The 18,593-nt window shown below is 60.9% G+C and carries 24 protein-coding genes; 13 read left to right on the forward strand and 11 right to left on the reverse strand.

The window, feature by feature from the left end; translation table 11 throughout:
• Positions 1-64: 64 nt before the first annotated feature.
• Both P1U55_RS01560 and P1U55_RS01565 read right to left on the reverse strand, forming a co-directional pair.
• Complete coding sequence (locus P1U55_RS01560) at positions 65-1,915, reverse strand: ABC-F family ATP-binding cassette domain-containing protein (protein ID WP_301045713.1); 1,851 nt, start codon at positions 1,913-1,915, stop codon at positions 65-67.
• A 199-nt stretch (positions 1,916-2,114) separates the two neighbouring features.
• Positions 2,115-2,822, reverse strand: coding sequence for an SDR family NAD(P)-dependent oxidoreductase (locus P1U55_RS01565; RefSeq protein WP_301045714.1), 708 nt, complete (start codon positions 2,820-2,822; stop codon positions 2,115-2,117).
• A gap of 116 nt (positions 2,823-2,938) precedes the next feature.
• Between P1U55_RS01565 and ndk the strand changes: the two genes are divergently transcribed.
• Together ndk and P1U55_RS01575 are read left to right on the forward strand one after the other, a co-directional pair.
• Positions 2,939-3,361, forward strand: coding sequence for a nucleoside-diphosphate kinase (ndk, locus tag P1U55_RS01570; protein ID WP_301045715.1), 423 nt, complete (start codon positions 2,939-2,941; stop codon positions 3,359-3,361).
• Between the two features lie 149 nt (positions 3,362-3,510).
• Complete coding sequence (locus P1U55_RS01575) at positions 3,511-4,308, forward strand: glycosyl transferase (RefSeq protein WP_301045716.1); 798 nt, start codon at positions 3,511-3,513, stop codon at positions 4,306-4,308.
• 15 nt (positions 4,309-4,323) lie between these two features.
• Here P1U55_RS01575 and P1U55_RS01580 read toward each other — a convergent pair whose 3' ends face one another.
• Genes P1U55_RS01580 through P1U55_RS01595 form a run of 4 tightly spaced genes read right to left on the reverse strand, consistent with a single transcriptional unit; the run spans position 4,324 to position 7,853 of the window.
• A complete protein-coding gene (locus tag P1U55_RS01580; protein WP_301045717.1) occupies positions 4,324-5,808 on the reverse strand; it encodes a hypothetical protein in 1,485 nt (494 codons plus the stop codon).
• Positions 5,805-6,182: a GtrA family protein gene (locus tag P1U55_RS01585; protein WP_301045718.1), complete on the reverse strand. Its 378-nt coding sequence runs from the start codon at positions 6,180-6,182 to the stop codon at positions 5,805-5,807. Before P1U55_RS01585 ends, P1U55_RS01580 begins: the two co-directional genes overlap by 4 nt.
• Complete coding sequence (locus P1U55_RS01590) at positions 6,179-6,880, reverse strand: methyltransferase domain-containing protein (protein WP_301045719.1); 702 nt, start codon at positions 6,878-6,880, stop codon at positions 6,179-6,181. Before P1U55_RS01590 ends, P1U55_RS01585 begins: the two co-directional genes overlap by 4 nt.
• Complete coding sequence (locus P1U55_RS01595; protein ID WP_301045720.1) at positions 6,873-7,853, reverse strand: glycosyltransferase family 2 protein; 981 nt, start codon at positions 7,851-7,853, stop codon at positions 6,873-6,875. The genes P1U55_RS01590 and P1U55_RS01595 overlap by 8 nt, the downstream gene beginning before the upstream one ends.
• Before the next feature lie 348 nt (positions 7,854-8,201).
• Here P1U55_RS01595 and P1U55_RS01600 point away from each other — a divergent pair, with 348 nt between their 5' ends.
• The 4 genes from P1U55_RS01600 to P1U55_RS01615 are packed head-to-tail and all read left to right on the forward strand — an operon-like array spanning position 8,202 to position 10,200.
• Positions 8,202-8,690, forward strand: a complete 489-nt coding sequence (locus P1U55_RS01600) for a hypothetical protein (protein WP_301045721.1) — start codon at positions 8,202-8,204, stop codon at positions 8,688-8,690.
• A gap of 1 nt (position 8,691) precedes the next feature.
• Positions 8,692-9,246 carry a hypothetical protein gene (locus P1U55_RS01605; protein WP_301045722.1) on the forward strand — a complete coding sequence of 185 codons (555 nt, stop codon included), beginning with the start codon at positions 8,692-8,694 and terminating at the stop codon, positions 9,244-9,246.
• Between the two features lie 3 nt (positions 9,247-9,249).
• Positions 9,250-9,747 (forward strand): hypothetical protein, encoded by a 498-nt coding sequence (locus P1U55_RS01610; RefSeq protein ID WP_301045723.1) that lies wholly within the window; start codon positions 9,250-9,252, stop codon positions 9,745-9,747.
• Positions 9,748-9,783: 36 nt separating this feature from the next.
• Positions 9,784-10,200: a hypothetical protein gene (locus P1U55_RS01615; RefSeq protein WP_301045724.1), complete on the forward strand. Its 417-nt coding sequence runs from the start codon at positions 9,784-9,786 to the stop codon at positions 10,198-10,200.
• Positions 10,201-10,324: 124 nt separating this feature from the next.
• Here P1U55_RS01615 and P1U55_RS01620 read toward each other — a convergent pair whose 3' ends face one another.
• The gene (locus P1U55_RS01620; protein WP_301045725.1) at positions 10,325-10,972 is read right to left on the reverse strand and encodes a hypothetical protein; all 648 of its coding nucleotides are present in this window, start codon (positions 10,970-10,972) and stop codon (positions 10,325-10,327) included.
• A gap of 40 nt (positions 10,973-11,012) precedes the next feature.
• Positions 11,013-11,312, reverse strand: coding sequence for a hypothetical protein (locus P1U55_RS01625; RefSeq protein ID WP_301045726.1), 300 nt, complete (start codon positions 11,310-11,312; stop codon positions 11,013-11,015).
• A gap of 297 nt (positions 11,313-11,609) precedes the next feature.
• Here P1U55_RS01625 and P1U55_RS01630 point away from each other — a divergent pair, with 297 nt between their 5' ends.
• Genes P1U55_RS01630 through P1U55_RS01645 form a run of 4 tightly spaced genes read left to right on the forward strand, consistent with a single transcriptional unit; the run spans position 11,610 to position 13,815 of the window.
• Positions 11,610-11,870 carry a hypothetical protein gene (locus P1U55_RS01630; protein ID WP_301045727.1) on the forward strand — a complete coding sequence of 87 codons (261 nt, stop codon included), beginning with the start codon at positions 11,610-11,612 and terminating at the stop codon, positions 11,868-11,870.
• An 11-nt stretch (positions 11,871-11,881) separates the two neighbouring features.
• On the forward strand, positions 11,882-12,625 hold the full coding sequence (locus tag P1U55_RS01635) for a hypothetical protein (protein WP_301045728.1): 744 nt from the start codon (positions 11,882-11,884) through the stop codon (positions 12,623-12,625).
• A 42-nt stretch (positions 12,626-12,667) separates the two neighbouring features.
• Positions 12,668-13,297 carry a hypothetical protein gene (locus tag P1U55_RS01640; protein ID WP_301045729.1) on the forward strand — a complete coding sequence of 210 codons (630 nt, stop codon included), beginning with the start codon at positions 12,668-12,670 and terminating at the stop codon, positions 13,295-13,297.
• A 2-nt stretch (positions 13,298-13,299) separates the two neighbouring features.
• Entirely contained in the window at positions 13,300-13,815 is a 516-nt protein-coding gene (locus P1U55_RS01645) for a hypothetical protein (protein WP_301045730.1), read from the forward strand.
• An 89-nt stretch (positions 13,816-13,904) separates the two neighbouring features.
• Here the strand turns inward: P1U55_RS01645 and P1U55_RS01650 are convergent, their stop codons facing one another.
• Positions 13,905-14,498: a hypothetical protein gene (locus tag P1U55_RS01650; protein WP_301045731.1), complete on the reverse strand. Its 594-nt coding sequence runs from the start codon at positions 14,496-14,498 to the stop codon at positions 13,905-13,907.
• A gap of 130 nt (positions 14,499-14,628) precedes the next feature.
• On the opposite strand from P1U55_RS01650, the gene P1U55_RS01655 reads away from it, so the two are divergent.
• Both P1U55_RS01655 and P1U55_RS01660 read left to right on the forward strand, forming a co-directional pair.
• Positions 14,629-15,564, forward strand: a complete 936-nt coding sequence (locus P1U55_RS01655; RefSeq protein ID WP_301045732.1) for a helix-turn-helix transcriptional regulator — start codon at positions 14,629-14,631, stop codon at positions 15,562-15,564.
• Positions 15,565-15,777: 213 nt separating this feature from the next.
• The gene (locus P1U55_RS01660; protein ID WP_301045733.1) at positions 15,778-16,206 is read left to right on the forward strand and encodes a hypothetical protein; all 429 of its coding nucleotides are present in this window, start codon (positions 15,778-15,780) and stop codon (positions 16,204-16,206) included.
• Between the two features lie 42 nt (positions 16,207-16,248).
• Here the strand turns inward: P1U55_RS01660 and moaA are convergent, their stop codons facing one another.
• The gene (moaA, locus tag P1U55_RS01665) at positions 16,249-17,253 is read right to left on the reverse strand and encodes a GTP 3',8-cyclase MoaA (protein WP_301045734.1); all 1,005 of its coding nucleotides are present in this window, start codon (positions 17,251-17,253) and stop codon (positions 16,249-16,251) included.
• A gap of 89 nt (positions 17,254-17,342) precedes the next feature.
• On the opposite strand from moaA, the gene P1U55_RS01670 reads away from it, so the two are divergent.
• Positions 17,343-17,843 (forward strand): hypothetical protein, encoded by a 501-nt coding sequence (locus tag P1U55_RS01670; protein WP_301045822.1) that lies wholly within the window; start codon positions 17,343-17,345, stop codon positions 17,841-17,843.
• 66 nt (positions 17,844-17,909) lie between these two features.
• Here P1U55_RS01670 and P1U55_RS01675 read toward each other — a convergent pair whose 3' ends face one another.
• The gene (locus P1U55_RS01675) at positions 17,910-18,593 is read right to left on the reverse strand and encodes a DNA alkylation repair protein (RefSeq protein WP_301045735.1); all 684 of its coding nucleotides are present in this window, start codon (positions 18,591-18,593) and stop codon (positions 17,910-17,912) included.

Raw genomic sequence — 18,593 nt, forward strand, 5'->3', positions numbered from 1 at the left:
GGGCTTTGGGGGGCGGCGGCAATGGGCATCACCGCCCGGTTTGGGCGGGATGCGTGGCGCGGGGTCAGGCGGTGGTTTGGGTGGCTTCGAGCTTTTCGCCAACGCTTTCCCAGATCGTCTCTGCACGCTCCAGAGCTTCCATCACTTCGGCGTATTTGGCGTTCCAGGTGGCGAGTTCGCCTTTGCGGCTGTCCTCGTAAAGCGCTGTATCGGCGAGCTTTTTGGCCAGTTTATCGCGCATCTCTTCCAGTTTGGCGACGCGGGCCTCGGCCTTTTTCAGCTCTGAGCGCAGGGCTTGAATATCAGACTGGCTGACGCGCTTGGCGGGCTTTTCCTTGGGCTTTTCGGCCTTTTCGGGGGAGGTGAGCAGGAGGCGGCGATAGGCCTCAAGATCCTGTTCGAAGGGCTGCACGGTGCCGCCATCGACCAGCCAGAGACGGTCGGCCACATGGGAGAGCAGGTGCATGTCATGGCTGACCAGCACCACGGCGCCGGTATAGGCGGTGAGCGCCTCCACAAGGGCTTCGCGGCTTTCCATATCAAGGTGGTTGGTCGGCTCATCGAGGATGAGCATATGGGGTGCATCCAGCGTGGCGACCAGCAGCGACAGGCGGGCCTTTTGGCCCCCCGAGAGGCGTCCCACGATGGTTTCGGCCTGAGCGGCCTGAATGCCGAAGCCGGCGAGGCGGTTGCGGGCGCGGCCGGGCAGCTCATCGGGGCGCAGGCGGCGCAGGTGGTCGAGCGGGGTTTCATCGGCGCGAAGCTCATCAAGCTGGTGCTGGGCGAAGTAGCCGATGCGCAGCTTGCGGGCCTTGATCATACGGCCCGAAAGCGCTTCAAGTTTGCCTGCCAAGAGCTTGGAAAGGGTAGATTTACCCTGACCGTTGCGGCCCAGCAGCGCGATGCGATCATCCTGATCAATCCGCAGGGAGAGGCGCTGCAACACGGGCGTGCCATCATAGCCAACCGACGCGCCTTCCATGTTGATGATGGGGGGCGAAAGCTCTTCAGGTTCGGGGAAGGTGAAGGCGCGCAGGGCGGCCTCTTGCGGGGAGGAGATTGGCTTTAGCTTGGCGATCATCTTGAGGCGGGATTGGGCCTGCACCGCCTTGGACGCCTTGGCGCGGAACCGGTCAACAAAGCTTTGCAGGTGGGCGCGGCGGGCATCTTGCTTGGTGCGCTCGGCCTCGGCCACCGCGAGGCGTGCGGCGCGGGTTTCGGTGAAGCGGTCATAATTGCCCTGGTAGAGCGTGAGCTTGCGATCCTCCAGGTGCAGGATTGCGCCGACGGCGCGGTTCAGCAGGCCCCGGTCATGCGAGATCACGATGACGGTGTGGGGATATTTGGCAAGGTAGGCCTCAAGCCAGAGCGCGCCTTCAAGGTCGAGGTAGTTGGTTGGCTCATCGAGCAGCAGCAGATCGGGGGCCGAGAACAGCACCGCGGCCAGCGCCACGCGCATCCGCCAGCCGCCGGAAAAATCGGCGCAGGGGCGTTGCTGATCGGCGTGAGAAAAGCCAAGCCCGGCGAGGATAGAGGCGGCGCGGGCCTCGGCAGACCAGGCATCAATATCGGCCAGCCGGGTTTGCACATCTGCGATGCGGTGCGGGTCGGTCGCGGTTTCGGCCTCGGCCAGAAGATCGGCGCGCTCGGTATCGGCGGCGAGCACGGTTTCAATCAGGGATTGGTCGGTGGCGGGGGCTTCCTGCGCCACGCCGCCAATGCGCGCACGGGTCGGCAGCGAGATTTCACCGCCCTCCAGCGTAAGCTCGCCACGGATCAGGCGGAAAAGGGTGGTTTTGCCGGTGCCATTGCGGCCCACGAGGCCAACTTTGTGACCGGTGGGAACCATGGCGGAGGCCGCCTCAAGAAGAGGGCGGCCTTCGACGCTGTAGCTTATGGAGTCAATTCTGAGCATGGCGACCGCCTAGCAGAGTGCCGGGGCGGGGGCCAGTGCTGGAATTGAGTGCTGGGATTCCGTGCTGAAATGACTCGGGGGCGTTGACGGTGACAAAGAGGCCAATGTCATTGGCGCCAAAGCCCCATTGGCCAAGGCTGGTGACAATGGCGGAGGAGACCATGGTGGGAACACCCGCCGTTATTGGCGGATTTCGCGCCTAGGGCGCGATTTCCTGCCCGTCCCACGCGAAGCAGCGGCCAGACTGCGCGGCGCTGGTGGATTGGATCACCTCCCAGAGGTGGGCGGCGGATTTCTCGGGTGAGAAGAGCTTGCCTTTGGGCACATTGCTCTGGAACGGTTCGGAAAGCGGCGAGGCGACGGTGCCGGGGTGCAGGCCGATCAGCCGGGCCTTGGGGTGGGTGCGCTTCAACTCGATCGCGAAGGTGCGGATCACCTGATTGAGGGCGGCCTTGGAGGCGCGGTAGCTGACCCAGCCGCCAAGATTGTTATCGGAGGTCGAGCCAACGCGGGCCGAGAGCGCGGCGGCAAAGGCGGGCGCATCGCGCGGCAGGTTAGGCAGGAAGCGCGACAGGATCAGCGCCGGGAGCACGGTGTTGGTGGCGTAGACCTCGGCCATGGCCTCGGGGGAGAGGTGCTTGAAGGTTTTTTCCGGGCGGTGATTGGGGCCGTGCAGGGTGCCAAGGGTGATCAGAAGGCCGGAAATTTCGGGCAGGTCGGCGGCGAGGGCGTCGAGCGCTTCAGGGGTGTGCTCACCGATGGCGTGAGTGGTGGTTCCCTCAGTGCCGTGGCCGCTGCGGGTGACGACATGCACCGGCGGCGCGTTTTTTACGCGCGCGGCGAGGTGGGCCATGGCGGTGCCGATCGCGCCAGTGCCGCCGAAGATCAGGAGGGGGGCTTTGTTCATGGGAGCAGAGCTAGGGCTGCGAAACGGCTTTCCAACGGATGCGGCCCATGTTACCGCAGCCGCGATTTCATAGCGGGGCGGCGGCAGTGCCTGTCCCCCATTAGAGGAGACGCCACATGGCCACGCAACGCACCCTTTCGATCATCAAACCCGACGCCACCCGCCGCAACCTGACCGGCAAGATCAACGCCAAGTTCGAGGATGCCGGTCTGCGCATCGTTGCGCAAAAGCGCATCAAGCTGACCATGGAGCAGGCTGGCAAGTTTTACGAAGTGCACGCCGAGCGCCCGTTTTACGGTGAGCTGTGCGAGTTTATGGCCTCTGAGCCGGTTGTTGTGCAGGTGCTGGAAGGCGAAGACGCCATCCTGAAGAACCGCGAAGTGATGGGCGCCACCAACCCTGCCGATGCGGCCCCCGGCACCATTCGCGCCGAGTTTGCCGAGTCGGTCGGGGAAAACTCTGTTCATGGCTCGGATGCGCCTGACACCGCCGCTGAGGAGATCGCCTATTTCTTCTCCGGTCTTGAACTGGTGGGCTAAGCGATTGGTGGGATGAAACCCATCTTGCGGATTTGGAAAGGCCTCGCTTTGGTGCGGGGCCTTTTTTATTGGGAAGCAATGGCGCAGCGGGGGTGGCATGGTGGGGCCTGCCCCCTTGGCGCGGGCGGCGCTGCGGGGTAGGAGGGGCCATGGTAGCGAACGTCATCTGCATCAAATGGGGCACGCTGTTTGGCCCTGAATATGTGAACCGCCTTTACAGCGGTGCACGGCGGCATCTTTCTGAGGATGTGCGGTTTTTCTGCATGACCGAGGAGCGTGAGGGGCTGCACCCCGATGTGGAGGTGCTCGACTTGCCGGTGGAGCCGTTCCACGAGGAGATGAACGCGGCCCTCGCCGTGGCCAACCGGCAGGGGGCGATGCGCAAGGTTTCGCTGTTCAAACCCGGTTTGATCCGCGATCTCGACGGCCCCTTGCTGGGCTTTGATCTGGATGTGGTGGTGACCGGGCCGCTGGACGGGCTGCTGCATTTTGCCCCCGGCAAGGTGGCGATGCGGGCCGATTGGGTAGAGGCGCGGCGCGGGCGCAAAACCGGGCATGGCTCGGTGTTTCGCTATGATCCCGCCGAGCATGGCTGGCTTTATGAGGTTCTTGCCGGGGCGCCCACCGCAGAGGTGGAAAAGGCGCGGGGATCAGAGCAGCGCTATACCTCGACGCTGGCGCAGGAGCGGGGCCAGTTTGCCTATTTGCCGGGCGATGAGGTGGTGAGTTTCAAGCATGATTGCCTTGGCCTGCCACCGATGAACTGGCTGCGCCCGGCGCGCCTGCCGGACGCAGCCAAGGTGGTGTGCTTTCATGGGCATCCAAAGATGCACGAGGCGGTTGAGGGCTACTCTGGCTCATGGCTGCGCGCCTGCAAGCCGACCCCGTGGTTGAAGGATCACTGGATAGATCGGGCCCGCGACGATCTGGGCGCGGCCTGGGCCTGATGGCTGGTGCGCGGTTCACCCGGACGGCAGATCACATCCCGGGCGGGCATAGATCGCGAAGGGGCCAACGTGGCCTTGAAGGGTGTAGCTGCGCCAGGCGCGCGCGAAGCTTTCATCTTCGCTGAAATAGGCGAGGTAATCGAAGGGCGCACCGTTGAAATACTTCTTTTTGGGGCTTTCGTCGACGATCACCAGTTGCGGAGCGACCCGGAAGAAATCCTTGAGCACCCGTGCGCGCGCGTCTTCAAGGGTGGCGCGATAGATCGCCTGCTCTGCTGGATCTTCGGTGAGGCTCAGCCGGTAGCTTGCTCCGGGAAAGAGCCAGAGCGTGGGCGCGCGGTTGGCCGGGATGGCCTTGGCGTGATTTGCCAGCGGGAAGCCCGAGGAGACGGTTGAGCTGAAAATCTGAAAGCTCCGCTCGCCCGGTGCGCAGGTGAAATAGGGTTCAACCGCTTTGGCGAAGGGGCTTTTATATGACCCGTAGCGCATTTCCGGCACCAGAAGCAGGATGACAGCCACGGCCGCAACGCCGGTTGGCCACCAATGCTTGCGGGTCTGGGACAGGGTCATCGCGGTCCAGGTTACCGCCACCATGACGAACAGCTTGGCGGGAATAAGGTGATAGGTCCAACCCTTTGACTGGATCAGATACGCAGCAACGGCTGCCGCAGCGGTGAGCACCACCACCGCATTTGACGCTGGCCGCGCCCGGTTCATCACCAGAAGCGCCAAGGCGACGAGCAGCAAAACGATCACAAACCATCCGCGCCAGACTGTGGCAAGCATCGACACGTCAAACGCTCCGTAAACCTGCATCGTAAGTGGCACGACACTGTCGAAGTAAGCCGGATGCAGGATCGCCGAGGCCAGGACATAGAGCACCAGCATCGTGGCCATGACGAGGTATTCCACCCTGAGCACAGGCCGCAGGCTACGCGCCGCAATCACCTGGTAGACGGCGATTGCAAGCGGCAGGAGCAGGAAATAGTGCTTGAGCGCGACCCCGAACGTGGCCCAGACAGCCACCCCGGCGCGCAGAGGTCCGGGCGCGGATCTGGAGAGCAGGTTCATCACCAGAAACGGCAGAAACAGGATTGCGAACAGGTGGTCGCGCTGCCCGAAATCCCGGATCGGCAAGAGCAAAAGCCCAACTGCCGCCACCGCAAGCACCAGGCGCCGCTGCGCAGGCAAAAGCTGCGCGTCACGCACCAAGAGCCTTTGTGAGAGGATCAGCGACCCTGCCGCGAGCACCAGCACGAAGCCCTTGTAGGCGGCCATTGGCGCAAGCTCGGTTACCTGTGAGGCCCATACCGGAATCGCAGTGAGATAGAAGGCCAGCGGCGGGTTCAGCTCAAGGATATCGGCGTAAATCTCGACACCGTCGAGCCACCAGCCCGTTGAGATCAGATACCAGCTGATATCGTGGCTCAAAAGCGTTCCCCATAGCAGGCAAACGGCAGTGGCCATGATGATGGCGGGGGCGGACAGGTCTCGGATCATGTGCGGAAAACGAAGAACTTCATCATCAGGAAGGAGCAAACCGGCACCAGCACCAGCACGGTCACAAAGGAGACCATCGGGGCGAAAGAGGCCAGCACGATCGGGATAAGGGCCGCCAGCGACAGGCCGATCCCGGTAGCGACGATGAAGCGGGTCATCTCATCTGCGGCGTGCGCAGGTTGTCCGAAGGTCAGGAACTTGTGGCCGAAATAGGCGACGGTAGCGGCGATGACGTAAGCCAGCACCGAGGCCGCAAGCGCGGCCATGCCGAAGACCCCGTTGAACACCGTGGCGAGCAGGACATAGAGAGCGGAGTTTACCGCCCCGATCCCCGCGAACCGCAGCATTTGGCCGATGACACGCCCTTTGATCATTGGACCCGGCCGATGGCCGCGTATTGTGCGCCGAGCGGCAACCAGTGCAGCCGCCGTTCCAGCGCCCGAAACCCCGGCCGGTTGGACGGGAAGAACACAAAGTTTCGCGTTGCCACCTCGGCCAACCCGGCGCGGCGCATGAACCCGCGCATCTTGCGCGTGCCCAGCAGCACGGCATCTTCGTCAAACGGACAGCGCGCCACCGAAAGCCGGGTGCCGGGGTTCACCGGGTTATGCTCGATCAGGCAAACCATGCCGCCGGGCGATACCACGCGGGTAAGCTCGGCCATGAACCCTTCCCATTGGTCCACCGGAACGTGGTGCATCACGCAGATCGACAGGGACATGTCAAAACTGTTGTCCGCGAAGGGCAACCGCTCACCGTCATAGGCATCGTACAGGTTGCCGGGGTTCTCCTGTTTCGCGCGCTCAATGCTCTCGCCCGACACATCAACGCCGTGGATTGCCGAGAACTGCCCGCTCAGAAGCGGGTGAAGCGCGCCAATCCCGCAACCCACATCCAGAAGGCGGGGGGAGGGGCGGTTTGGGAGCCGCAGCGCCAGAAGGTCACGGATCATCAGCGCCTTGGAGTGCTGAAAGAACCCATGCGACAACCCGGAAAAGCTGATGGATTGCTCAACCGTGTCAACGTAAGTGTCTCGGTATGCGTCAAATTCGGGTTGCATCGTTTCAGCCATGGGACACCAGTTTTGGTTGGGGCATCTGCACCGCTTCGGCGATGCCAATGCTCTCGGAGATGAAATAGAGCGGGCGCTCTTTGCTCTCGTTGTGGATGCGCCCGACATAGAGGCCGATGACGCCACTTATGAGCAGGTTCATCCCCGAAAGGAAGGACAACACCACGATTGTAGAGGCCCAGCCATCCACCAGACCACCGGTGAAAAGCGCGATGACGAAGATGTAGATGCCATAGGTCATCGCGCCAAGGGACACCAGCGCGCCGAGCCATAGGGCGAGCCGAAGGGGCGCATCTGAAAACCCGACCACGCCATCCATTGCGAGACGCATCATTTTCTTGAGGGGATACTTGGTTTCGCCGGCAAACCGCTGGGGCCGGTCAAACTGCACGATGGACTGGCGAAAGCCGACCCATGCGAACATGCCGCGCAAGTAACGGTCGCGCTCGGGCATTGAGCGGATCGCCTCTACCACCTTGGCGTCCACCAGCCGGAAATCTCCGACGTTGCGGGGAATTTCAACAGAGGACAGCCGCGACAGCAGCCGATAATAGAGGTTGGCGGACATCTTCTTGAACCGCGTTTCCCCTTCGCGGGCGCGCCGTTGGGCATGGACGATCTCGTAGCCGCCTTTCCATTGTGCAACAAGCTCGTGGACCACTTCGGGCGGGTCCTGAAGATCGGCATCCATAATGATGACCGCCTCGCCGCGCACCGTGTTCAACCCCGCAGTCACCGCGATCTGGTGGCCAAAGTTGCGCGACAGGCGGATGAGTTTCATGCGGGGGTCGCGCCGGGCCGCAGAGGCGATGATTGCCGCGCCCTGATCGCTACTGCCGTCATCCACGAAGACCACTTCGCAAGCCCCGTCCAGCGCGCCCATGAGGGCCGTCATGCGCACAAGAAGCGCTTCGAGCACGTCTTCCTCGTTCATGAACGGGATGACGAAACTGTATGTGACCTGCGTGTTCATGATTTTTGCCACCCTGTTGATTGCGCAAAGAAAAAGGGGATTTTCTCTTTGGTTCCCTCTGATCACATGTGAAGCGGGCGGAAATATGACCATTTCGGGAAGGAAACCAATCGCTGGAAAAAAACGCGATTGTTTTTGGTTTGAGGCAGGTCTTCGGCTTGATGATCGAAGTCTTTGGTCGCGCCCGGAACAGGCTGTCTTACTGCGGGAAAGGGCTTTGGGTATGCCCGGAAAGCCTGAGGCTCGCGTGCTGCATTGTCCAATCGAAGGGAGTGCAGAGTCCAAGACACTTTGGGCGGGGCTCGGGTAGCATGTGCGGATTATTCATTTCGATTGAAAGAGACTCCAATGCAAAACTTTCTGACACGACGCCTTTTTTTGTCCTTGATTGCGGCCAGTGCCGTGATGTTTGGGGCGACGACGGCCATGGCCGCTGATCCTGAGGAAACTGGCAAGCAGGTATATCAGGTTTATGTGGACACGATGGCCCAAACCAATGCGGCACTTGCCGGGTCGCCCGAAGTAACTGCCGAACTGGGCGCAGAGATTGATGCGATCAAGGAGGCCGGGGTGACGAAACTCGTCGCCTTGGGCAAGGAGATCGCCGCGATGAGTGAGGCGGATCGCGAGACAGTCGAACGTATCGTGCGCCTTGGCGCATACGAGCCAGAAGCCAAAGCGGTTTATGCTAATTACCAGGGGGTTTGGAAAGCCTATGTTGGTGGCGATCAGGATTTCTTTAAAAAGATCCAATCGCTGAATATCCTGACGCAATATGCCTTCTTTGACCTGCTGCGCAAACAAGCGCCGGATGAGGCCGACCGGCTAGGTGTTTAAGATGCGATTGGGCGGCGGCCTCGCGGCGCGGGCGTTAGGTTTTGGCACCGTGTTGCTGCTCGTCACCGGGGCTGCCGCCGCTGGCATTCTGGAGGATATGGTGCCGCCACCGCCGACGGATGGGGCGTGCTGGGAGCGTAGCTACAGCAATGATCACCTCGCGCTCCATCCCCGCCAAAAGGTGACTGAGCTGCGCTTTTTGGTACAGCCGTTCCAAGGGCGCTATGATTTCACCATCGACATTGCCACCCGCGAAAGGGCTGGCACTGTGACTGGGTCTTGCACGAATGGTCCGGCTGGATCGGCGGTTTGCAGGGTGGCCTGCGGGGGCGGTGCGTTTAACCTGCGCCAAGCGAGCAGCGATAACGCGATACTGCTGGACATCAGCGGGGCGGGGCGTTTGCATATCAATGCCCGCTGTGAAGGGCGCGAAGGGGCGGCCCCGTTTTTGATAGAGGCCGAACCAGACGATAAGGTGTTCAAGTTGCAGCCAACATCGGTGCGCAGCTGTACGCTTCAGCCATTTAAACCCTATCTTGATCACAGGGGAGAGTAAGCAATGCGGATTTTTACATTTTGCGCGGTTGCACTGGCGGCAACCAGCCCGGTCTTTGCCCAAACCCTTGATGAAATTCTTGCGCCGCGCCCTGATACCGCTGCGTGCTGGCACCGGACCTATTCCGACGCGCATCTGGCCAAACATCCACAGCAAAAAGTCACCGCGGTCGATTTTTATCTCGATTATTATGAGATGGACCATGACGAGGCGGGCAAGGGCAGCTATTCGTTCTCGATTGATTTCACCACCCGCGAACGCAAAGGCGGGGCCGGGGGGCTGTGTCAGCAGGGCGCGCAGGGCAAGGTCACATGCGGCGGCGATTGCGACAGCGGCGCCCTGACGATCCGCAATTCCGGCACAAAAGGATCGCTGTTGGTTGAGTTGTTATCCGGCGGAATGACATTGACGGATTGCGAGGAAGACGCCCCGTATTACATGTCGGCCGAGCCGGATGATAAGGTGTTTCTGGTCCACCCTGTGGCCTGTCCTGCGGATTGATTGGCCGACGATGGGCCGCGTGAGAATGCAAAACCCATGAGCCGCATGTGGCAGGTTTTTTCCGGCCCCGACGCATTGGAAGACGTGCCGGATGAGGGCTATGCCTCGCCCTGGAGCTATCCGTCGCAGGTGCGCATCCCGATGGAGCATTGGCAGGCGATCATCGCCTTTGCCCAAAGCCGAGATGCGGCAGAGGCGGCGCTGCTTGAACGGGTTTCCTTTCTGGATGGCACGCCACTGGACGCTGCGGCAGAGGTACGATTCCTGTCGCTTCTCGAAACGCTGGCACAGGCGGTTGTGGGCGCTGATCCGCTGACACCCGAGGGCGTTGACCCCGCCGTTATCCCGGAGCCGATGCCAAACACGTCACATGCGGCTATGTTGGGCGATATCGCCCGCCTCATTCAGCGCACGCGCGCGCTTGGCCTGTCGCTGGACAGTTGGGTTGATTGATTTTTTGCACCTGACGCGCGGCGATAACGTTTCGCGTCAAACCTCTCTCACCTGACATTGGCTGAAATCATAGATTTCAACGTGTTAGGCAACACTTGATGCCGAAGTGTAAACGCGAAACGCCTTAATCTAACGTAAGTTCGATGTCGCGCGCGGTGCCGTCCGGTGCAACAAGCAGCAGGTAGAAATCGGCGCCAAGCGTAGCAAGGGTCGCCTTGAATTCCTGATCCGTGCCCGGCGTGACCTCGGTTCTGAGATAACCCTTCAGGATCAACCCCTCTTCGGGCGGTTCCTGACCCCGTACCGGATTGTCGACCAGCACGGCGGCACGTTTCCACAGATCAACATCCACAACGCTGTAGATCTCCAGGGGGCCGTCGCCCGAACGGGCCGTGCCGCTGACCTGCACCACTTTGCCGTAACGCATGTAGTTCGAGGTATGGGCCAGTTTCAGGCGATACCGTTTTGTCAGTTCCTCAATTGCAACGGTCCCGCTGATGTTGAACGCTCCAAAAGAGGACGAGCTGGTGGTCAGCCATGAGGTAACGCCGCGCGCGTTGCCTTGGCTTATCGGCAGGTTTTCAACGAATCCGCTCTCAAGATAACTCTCTTTGAACGCAAGCGCCTGACACCATCGCCTGCTGTGGGAGTCGAGCCGGTCATTACTGCCAAAATCCGTGCAATCGGGGCGTGGCGCGGCGGTGGCCGCAGAACAGGACAACAAGCCTGCCAGAAACAGGGACAGGAACAGAGTATTCACTTTCTCAATCATACATGTGCCCCCGGCCTCCACCGATACCGCGCCCTGCGCCCTAGATCTTGCCGCAGCGGGATCTGTCAGATTCTTCTTCGCTGAAGACTGATATGATCATCCGGCACTTGCCGGGCTTGTCGGGGAACATGGCCGACGGGGTCAGGTAGCTCCAGGCGGTGCAGCCTTCGCCTGCGTTCTCCTTGCAGGCCGCTTCGCAGTCTGCGGCGGTATTGGTTTCAAACATGGGTCCGATGGCATCTGCCGGGGTGTAGGAACAATGCGGATATGTATCTGCGTCATCGGCAAATGCCGGAACCGCAAGGGCGCAGAAAAGGATCGTTGTGAGGGTTCGTTTCATCTTGAAATAGCTCCGTATTATGAATGCGATTGCGCGGGTTTGCGCGTTTGACAAGGCGTCATGCTCGGCAAGAGTAACCAACCCTTGGCGCTCCCGCTTGGACTCTGCGCTTTGATGACTTGTCGAAAACGAGATGCGGGTAATTCAGGCCCCATGCGCATCTCGATTTGTCCAAACGGCAGAACTGCGCAGTCCAAGACAGCGATTGGCCCCGCGTCTAACATTGGTCCCATGCGCGGCCATGGAAGGGCCTGCGCAATTGAAACGGATATTTTGATAGTAAAGAGGTTTATTCCCATGCGGACTATAGTGAAGACGGGTGCTCAAGGGCTGGTTTTGTTGGGGTTTGCAACCCAGGCAACGGCGCAGGACGGCGGGGTTGCCGATGCGATGATCGCCGAAGGTGCGCCCGCCGCGATGGCCAAATGTATGGTTGCACAGCTTGGCGATGATGCCGAACGCCTGTTCACGGCCAGCGATGATGAGCTTTCCGAGGGTGACACTGCAACGCTTGTTGCCGCGTTGGAGGCGTGTAGCGATGTGGACGGGGGCGAATGAGAGTGCGCCAAATGAGCAAGGGTCTTGCGGCCCTTTGCCTTGGCCTTGCGGGGCTGTGCGCCACGCCCGGCCACGCGCAGGACGCCACCTATTCGCCGGATGAGCTGCTGGCGCGTTACACGCATTGGCAGGATCAAAGTGTGACCATCGCAGCTTATCCGGCGCTGTTCATGTCACCGGGCCGTTGGGACGCCAAGTGGATGAAATTCGGCGCAATGCCGGAACCAAAAGCTCCGGCCCTGGTTGAGTGCAAAAACCTGACGCCGCCCAATGAGGACAGGATCGCCAGCGCCGATCTGGTCATCCTGCGCGGCACCTTTGTGCGGCGCCAGGTATCCACCTTGCCCGACGCGCCAAACCGTGTGCTGCTTGACGACTGTGAGGTGCTGGAGATTGGCGGCGAGATGCCACAAGGGGGCGATCCGTGGCACATTGGCGAGACGCCGGTTGCCATTGATGCCCTGCACAGCGCGGTGTTTGACCTTATCGGCGAAACGGTGCGCGTCACCGGGTATTACTGGGGGAAAACATGGTCGAGCGCCAGCGATGAAACCCGCCATGACATGCAGGAAACGGCAGAGTTTGGTGGCCCCAAGAAGCCCATTGGGTGTTTTCAGGAGGGTAAGATCGATGCGCCGCAAGCCGTTCTGGACAATCGCGAAAACACCGTGATCGCGGGCGAGGTTGCCCTGACAGCGTTTAGCCGGCCCGACCGGGTTGATATTGGCAATTGCCGTTTTGTCCTGCCGGACTGACGGAATATAGAAAGGCGTGGCATGTTTGGAATTTTATCTCATTTGGCACGCCTTATTCTGATCTGTCTCGGCATACTTGGCATTGCGGGTCCAAATGCCGCCGTCGCGCAGGACAATCTGAGCGCCCGTTTCAAGGATTGGCACACCTTTTGCGACAAGGGCCGTATCTGCGACGCCTACAGCTATTCGGATTTGGCGTCAGCGCAGAACCCGAACGTGAGTCATGTGTTTGCGCTACGTCGGCACCCGAACGGGGGCGGCTGGTCGATGTTCATCACCTTTGACGGGGTTGAGCCAAAGCTGTCGCTTGGGCTGTTCGCCAGTGTGATCCGCATGGGCCACCACGATCAAGAGCCGATCCCCAGCTTCTGGAAAGAGTCACTTGTGTTGCGGGGCGGAGGGCCGGCCCACCGATTGACGGGCACTTACGACTTGTATCTCACCGGTCCCAGCGCCGAGACCCTCATGGAGCGCCTGCGCCTTGGGGATAGTCTGGGTTTTGAGTTCGGTGGCTGCCGGGATGAATTCCTGTTTGCCGAATTCTCACTGGCGGGTGTCACCGCCGCGCTTGCCTGGATTGATGAGGTGCAGGGGCTGCCGCCGGGAAGCACCAAGGTTATGCACACCCCGCCCGGTACGGAAGAGGGGCCATTTCCGAATTGCGATGAATGATGATGCTGGGGACAGATCTTTTGGTTGGCGGCACGCAGGATGCGGATGACCTTGCGGCGGCCCTTTGCGCGGAACTGGCGGTCGACCCGGCGGATATCTATCAGGCGAAACTTTTTACCTGGGAGCAGAGCCCATCACCGCCTGGCACGTCCGGGTCGTATTTCTCGGCGCTGGGGCAAAGGAATACGATCCTCATTCGTGAGCTGACCGGACAGGGAGAGGTCGGGTTTATCGTGGAAATCGAGTTTCTGACCCCCGTGCCGCTGGCGCATTTGCAACGGCTCTCGGATGCGCACGGCTTGGTGGTGGGGCTGTCGCGGGATACCGCCTTTCCCGAGGAAGCCGGGACGATTTCCGCCGAGGGGTATGTGCTGTTTCGCCCCGAAACCGCGCCAGAGCCGGCTGTCGTGCTGGAAGATCAAGACCATGCTCTGCGCATTTCCTGGGGCATCCTGAATGAGGCGCTGCCACCGCTTCCAACGGTCCTTTTGCCCCGAAGCATTCCGCCAAAAACCTGAATCACAGCTTTTGGCGGAGCGCAGGGCGATGCAGGGTCGTTGCGCGCGCCTCGCCTTTATCTGATGTCTCAGGGTAAAGGCGAAGCGCTTCAGGTGGGCACACCCGAGATCCGCCAGCCATCTGCTTCGCGCCTGACGGTGAAATCGTCTGTTCCGGTTTCCTTGTCGCCGTCAATCGTCAGGTCCATCCAGACGCTGACATACCCGCGATCCTCCCCGCGCATCTTGCGCGCCTTGATTTGTGCCGCGTTCAGCTTCCACTTGTTCCATGTCTTCACGGATTTCTTGCCTTTGCGGTCAAGATCGCCGGACATTGCGCCTTTCCAGGCGCGATCCCCCCGGATCCGGCTCGCCAGAAACAGAACAACCGCCGCTTCGGGGGAATTGGGCTCTGGCCGGAGGCTGGCGGCGGTGGCGGAATCTATCATTGGCGGGTCAACATAGTTTTCCCACCCGTCGTCACCCGGCGCGGTTTCAGGCGGTTGGAATGGCGTTTCTGCCGCGCCAATCCGAGGGAGCGCGCAGGTCGCGACGGCGCCGAGGGTGCAAAGCAGGAAATGCCTGCGCGTTGGGAGAAAATTGGGCGTGGTCATGGAGGCCTCATAAAGGTTGGTTTCAATGGTGTCACAGTAGCGAGCCGCGCGCCGAATGCCTTGGACCAGACGGGACAGTGACTTGGACATGGCGGGACGAATGCCCTGTGAAACTTGACAACCCAGAGGGGCAGGCGCAGGTTTACCTTGGGAAAAGACTCCATTTGGAGGAACTTTTTTGAATTTTGAACAAACCAATTTCGGGCGTCATGGCCCACCAATGCGATTTTCGACGAGCTGGCTGCCTGAAAAGGATCGGCTGGACATTTGGCGTGAGGAATTCGGGCACCGGTTCGTTCGGCTGGACTTTGAGCCGCTGGAAAGCAGCCCGCTGCATTACGATACGACGTTTCTGAACCTGGGCGATATCATAATTGCCAAGGGCGAGATCAGCGCGATTTCCTGTGCGCGCACCAAATCCATGCTGAACGATGGCAATAGCGATATCGTCTTGCTGATACAGGAAGACGAGTGGATGTATGCTGAGCAGGGCCGGCATGGGCAAAGCGTTTCTGTGGGCGAGGGATTGGTGCGCCGCTCCGATGAAGCCGGGCGGACCTTGCTGCGCCCCGGCAAGTTTTTGACCCTGAACCTACCCGTTGAGAAATTGACCGACCGCGTGGCCGACATTGACCGGCTGGGCATGACGGTGATCCGTGACGGCGACGAGGCGTTGGGGCTTTTGGCGGGGTATTGCAAGGCGATCATGGCATTGGGCGATGGCGGCTCGGCATCGGCGCGATCGGTTATGAGCAAGCATGTGCTTGATCTGGCCTCGCTGGCGATCGGGGCCAACCGCGATGCCTGGGTTGTGGCCCAGAACCGGGGGGTGCGCGGTGCGCGGCGGGTGGCGGCGATCTCTGCCATTCGGCGAAATGCCAGCCGTCCCGGCTTTCGTATCGGAGAGCTTGCGCAAGAGCTGAAGGTTTCGGAGAGCTATCTTCGCAAATTGTTTGCCGAGGTCAGCCAGACGTTTTCATCGCTCTTATTGGAAGCACGGCTGGTGATGGCGCGGGACAAGCTGATTGATGCCCGGTTTGATGGTTTGCAAATAAGCCAGATCGCATTTGAGTCCGGGTTTGGTGATGTGTCCTATTTCAACCGGACGTTTTACCGACGTTTCGAGATGACCCCGTCGGACGCGCGCAAACGATGATCGACGGGGCGTGTGGCTTTGCCATTGGCGCGGGTTGAGAGCGACTTTTCCTCGAAGAAGACATGGATTGGCAGAGGCGTGGAGGTTTGGAGCCTCGCCGGGCTTATTGTTTTGGAATAACGGGTAATTCCAAAACATACGGGAATTGGCGTTTCCAAGCGAAATTTTAGCGGATAGCGTAGAAGGAAGGATATTGGTTTACGGAGAGAAGATATGAAACGGATTTTGGCGGGGGCTTTGATTGCGGTTTGTGCACTTGGTGTGGCCGGGGAAGCGGCGGCCAAGAACAAGGTGACGCGGCAGATCAAGGTTGATGACAGTTTTCAACGGGAGGAGATCAAGGGGGAGGAAGCAAAGGGCTATGTCATTCGTTACAAAATCATCGCGGTTGATGGCGTGGTTGAGCTTTGCGGCGCGGGCTATAGCCGTAACGCAATGTTCAAGCGGACCGCCAAGAGCGTTTTGCGAGGGTTGTCGCTGGAGATGAATGGCAAGAAGATCATTCGCAACTTCACGTTTTTCAACGATGTGCGTGGCGAGTTGAGCAGTCTTGATGGCCAACTTGCCAATTGTGCGTCAAGCGGGAAGCGGGCGGTCAAAGGGGCGAGATTCGGCTTTGATGCCCGAATGGTTTATTACTGACGGCAGCGCGCCGCTGGTGCCAGCGCCGCTGATGGCGCTGGTTTAGCCGCCGGTGTGGCTCATGTGGCGGGACATCTGGCCGCCGATCTCCTGGCGCGAATAGTCAAAATCATGGCCCTCGGGCTTGAGGTTGATGGCGGCGCGGATGGCAGCGCGAAGTTCGGGGCTGTCGCCATGGGTGCGCAGGGCTTCCCGCAGATCGGCGCGGTCTTCCTGACCGAGGCACATGAACAACTCGCCTGTGCAGGTCATCCGCACACGATTGCAGCTTTCACAAAAGTTATGCGACAGCGGGGTGATGAAGCCAACCTTTTGCCCGGTTTCCTGCAAGGCCACATAGCGGGCGGGGCCACCGGAGCGCTCGGCAAGGTCGATCAGGGTATATTGCTCGGCAAGGCGGGCGCGAAGCTCCTTGAGGGACCAGTATTGGCCGATCCGGTCTTCACCGCCCAGATCCCCCATGGGCATGACCTCGATGAAGGTGATGTCCATATCGCGGGATTTGCAGAACTCGACGAGGCTGAAAAGCTCATCCTCGTTGAAGCCCTTCAGTGCCACCACATTGAGCTTGACCCGCAGGCCAGCCGCCTGTGCGGCATCGAGCCCGCGCAAGACCTGGGGCAGGCGGCCCCAGCGGGTGACGCGGGCGAATTTCTCTTCGTCCAGCGTGTCGAGCGAGACGTTGATCCGCTTCACCCCGGCGGCCACAAGCTGCGGCGCGAACCGCTCCAGCTGGGAGCCGTTGGTGGTGACGGTCAGCTCGTTGAGCGCGCCGCTTTCAAGATGGCGGGTCATGCCCTCGAAGAAACCCATGATCCCTTTGCGCACCAGCGGTTCACCGCCGGTGATGCGCAGTTTTTTGACGCCCATGTCGATGAAGGTGGTGCAGACAGTATCAAGCTCTTCCAGCGTCAGCAGGTCACGCTTGGGCAGGAAGGTCATGTTTTCAGACATGCAGTAGACGCAGCGAAAATCGCAGCGGTCGGTCACTGATACGCGCAAATAGGTGATAGCGCGTTGGAAAGGGTCGATAAGGGGTGAGTCCATAGGGTATAGGTAATCCTCAAGAGGTCGCGCAGCAAGGCAAATTGCCAGAGCGCAAGACCAAGGTCTAAAGGAGGCAAACGGTGGGATTGATGCGTGGAATGGTGATGGCCCTGATGGCGGGCGGGATGCTGGCGGGTTGCACCGAGGGCATGTTTGCCCCGAAAACGGGCAAGACCGGCCCCGGAGCCATGGTTGAAGGGGGCGAGGTGGAAAAGCCGGGCGATGGGGTTGCCCCGAAGCCGCCCGCCTCGGCCCGCACCGTGGACCAGTTTGACACCACCACAGAGGCCGAAAAGCAGGCGGCAGCGGCGAAGCCTGCGGCGGCGGCGGAAAAGCGGCTGGGCACCACCATTGCCTCGCTCGGTGATCCAACGGACCCCGGATTTTGGGCCGAGACGCCCCTGGTGCGCGTGGCGCAATCGGGGCGGCTGGAGTTTCCGGGCAATGGCAACAGCGTGCAGGTAGAGCTGCGCCCCTCGGGCGGGCCGGCCGGATCAGGGACGCGGGTGAGCCTGCCGGCGTTTCAGGTGCTTGGCGCGCCGCTGACCGGGCTGCCGGAGCTTGTGGTTTTTGCCGGGCCTGCGGGTTAGGCGGCCAGTGCTACGTGGCCAATACTACCTGGCCAATGTCAGGCGGCCAGTGCCGCGCCGCGGGCGTTAAGCGGCGGGCAGATACTTGGCCGCCTCCTTGCGGGCAAAGGGCTTTAGCCCCTGTCCGGGGCCATCGAGGAAAGCGCGGGTGCGGGCGGCATCGTGCTTTGAGAGATCGCGCAGCCACCACGCCACCGCCTTTTGGATGAACCACTCAGGATCACCCACATAAGAGCGCGCCCAGCCAAGCACTTGCTCGCGAATGGCGAGATCTTCGGGCTTTGGGTTGTTCTTTTTCGCATAGGGCAGGGTGATCACGAGGGCGGCGCGGCGCACCCAGAGGCTATTGGAACTGGTCCAGCCCTCAATGGCGGTGATGCGGGTGGGATCGGCGGTGAGGCGCTTTTGCCCGGCCATCATCGCGTGATCGGCAATCGCCCATGAATCGAGATCGGGCAGCCAGCTTTGGATCACCTCCCAAGCGCCGTCATCCGGGCGCAGGCGGGCCTGGGTGAGCAGCTTGGCGGCGGCGATGCGGGCCTCGAAGATATCGGTTTGCCAGAGGGCTTTGGCGAGGCTGACGCGGGCAGGCACATCAAGGCTTTGCCGCCATTCCTTGGTAAGATCATTCAGCACCGGGTTGGGCACGCCGAGCACCTCGCGCGATTGCTTGTGATAGCGGGCCTGCCCCTCGGCGCGGCTTGGGTCGGCGGCGGTGCGCAGGGCGGTGAGGGCATCTTCAAGGGTCAT

It is taken from the genome of Vannielia sp., from assembly GCF_029212645.1.
Taxonomy (GTDB): Bacteria; Pseudomonadota; Alphaproteobacteria; order Rhodobacterales; family Rhodobacteraceae; genus Vannielia.

Coding starts and splice junctions, on each gene's coding strand:
- P1U55_RS01575 (WP_301045716.1), top strand. CDS start 3,511: ATGGTAGCGAACGTCATCTGCATCAAATGGGGCACGCTGTTTGGCCCT.
- P1U55_RS01660 (WP_301045733.1), top strand. CDS start 15,778: ATGAAACGGATTTTGGCGGGGGCTTTGATTGCGGTTTGTGCACTTGGT.
- P1U55_RS01650 (WP_301045731.1), bottom strand. CDS start 14,498: ATGTCCAAGTCACTGTCCCGTCTGGTCCAAGGCATTCGGCGCGCGGCT.
- P1U55_RS01615 (WP_301045724.1), top strand. CDS start 9,784: ATGAGCCGCATGTGGCAGGTTTTTTCCGGCCCCGACGCATTGGAAGAC.
- P1U55_RS01585 (WP_301045718.1), bottom strand. CDS start 6,182: ATGATCAAAGGGCGTGTCATCGGCCAAATGCTGCGGTTCGCGGGGATC.
- P1U55_RS01590 (WP_301045719.1), bottom strand. CDS start 6,880: ATGGCTGAAACGATGCAACCCGAATTTGACGCATACCGAGACACTTAC.
- P1U55_RS01675 (WP_301045735.1), bottom strand. CDS start 18,593: ATGACCCTTGAAGATGCCCTCACCGCCCTGCGCACCGCCGCCGACCCA.
- P1U55_RS01620 (WP_301045725.1), bottom strand. CDS start 10,972: ATGATTGAGAAAGTGAATACTCTGTTCCTGTCCCTGTTTCTGGCAGGC.
- P1U55_RS01645 (WP_301045730.1), top strand. CDS start 13,300: ATGCTGGGGACAGATCTTTTGGTTGGCGGCACGCAGGATGCGGATGAC.
- P1U55_RS01610 (WP_301045723.1), top strand. CDS start 9,250: ATGCGGATTTTTACATTTTGCGCGGTTGCACTGGCGGCAACCAGCCCG.
- P1U55_RS01580 (WP_301045717.1), bottom strand. CDS start 5,808: ATGATCCGAGACCTGTCCGCCCCCGCCATCATCATGGCCACTGCCGTT.
- P1U55_RS01635 (WP_301045728.1), top strand. CDS start 11,882: ATGAGCAAGGGTCTTGCGGCCCTTTGCCTTGGCCTTGCGGGGCTGTGC.
- P1U55_RS01655 (WP_301045732.1), top strand. CDS start 14,629: ATGCGATTTTCGACGAGCTGGCTGCCTGAAAAGGATCGGCTGGACATT.
- P1U55_RS01605 (WP_301045722.1), top strand. CDS start 8,692: ATGCGATTGGGCGGCGGCCTCGCGGCGCGGGCGTTAGGTTTTGGCACC.
- ndk (WP_301045715.1), top strand. CDS start 2,939: ATGGCCACGCAACGCACCCTTTCGATCATCAAACCCGACGCCACCCGC.
- moaA (WP_301045734.1), bottom strand. CDS start 17,253: ATGGACTCACCCCTTATCGACCCTTTCCAACGCGCTATCACCTATTTG.
- P1U55_RS01625 (WP_301045726.1), bottom strand. CDS start 11,312: ATGAAACGAACCCTCACAACGATCCTTTTCTGCGCCCTTGCGGTTCCG.
- P1U55_RS01565 (WP_301045714.1), bottom strand. CDS start 2,822: ATGAACAAAGCCCCCCTCCTGATCTTCGGCGGCACTGGCGCGATCGGC.
- P1U55_RS01630 (WP_301045727.1), top strand. CDS start 11,610: ATGCGGACTATAGTGAAGACGGGTGCTCAAGGGCTGGTTTTGTTGGGG.
- P1U55_RS01560 (WP_301045713.1), bottom strand. CDS start 1,915: ATGCTCAGAATTGACTCCATAAGCTACAGCGTCGAAGGCCGCCCTCTT.
- P1U55_RS01600 (WP_301045721.1), top strand. CDS start 8,202: ATGCAAAACTTTCTGACACGACGCCTTTTTTTGTCCTTGATTGCGGCC.
- P1U55_RS01595 (WP_301045720.1), bottom strand. CDS start 7,853: ATGAACACGCAGGTCACATACAGTTTCGTCATCCCGTTCATGAACGAG.
- P1U55_RS01670 (WP_301045822.1), top strand. CDS start 17,343: ATGCGTGGAATGGTGATGGCCCTGATGGCGGGCGGGATGCTGGCGGGT.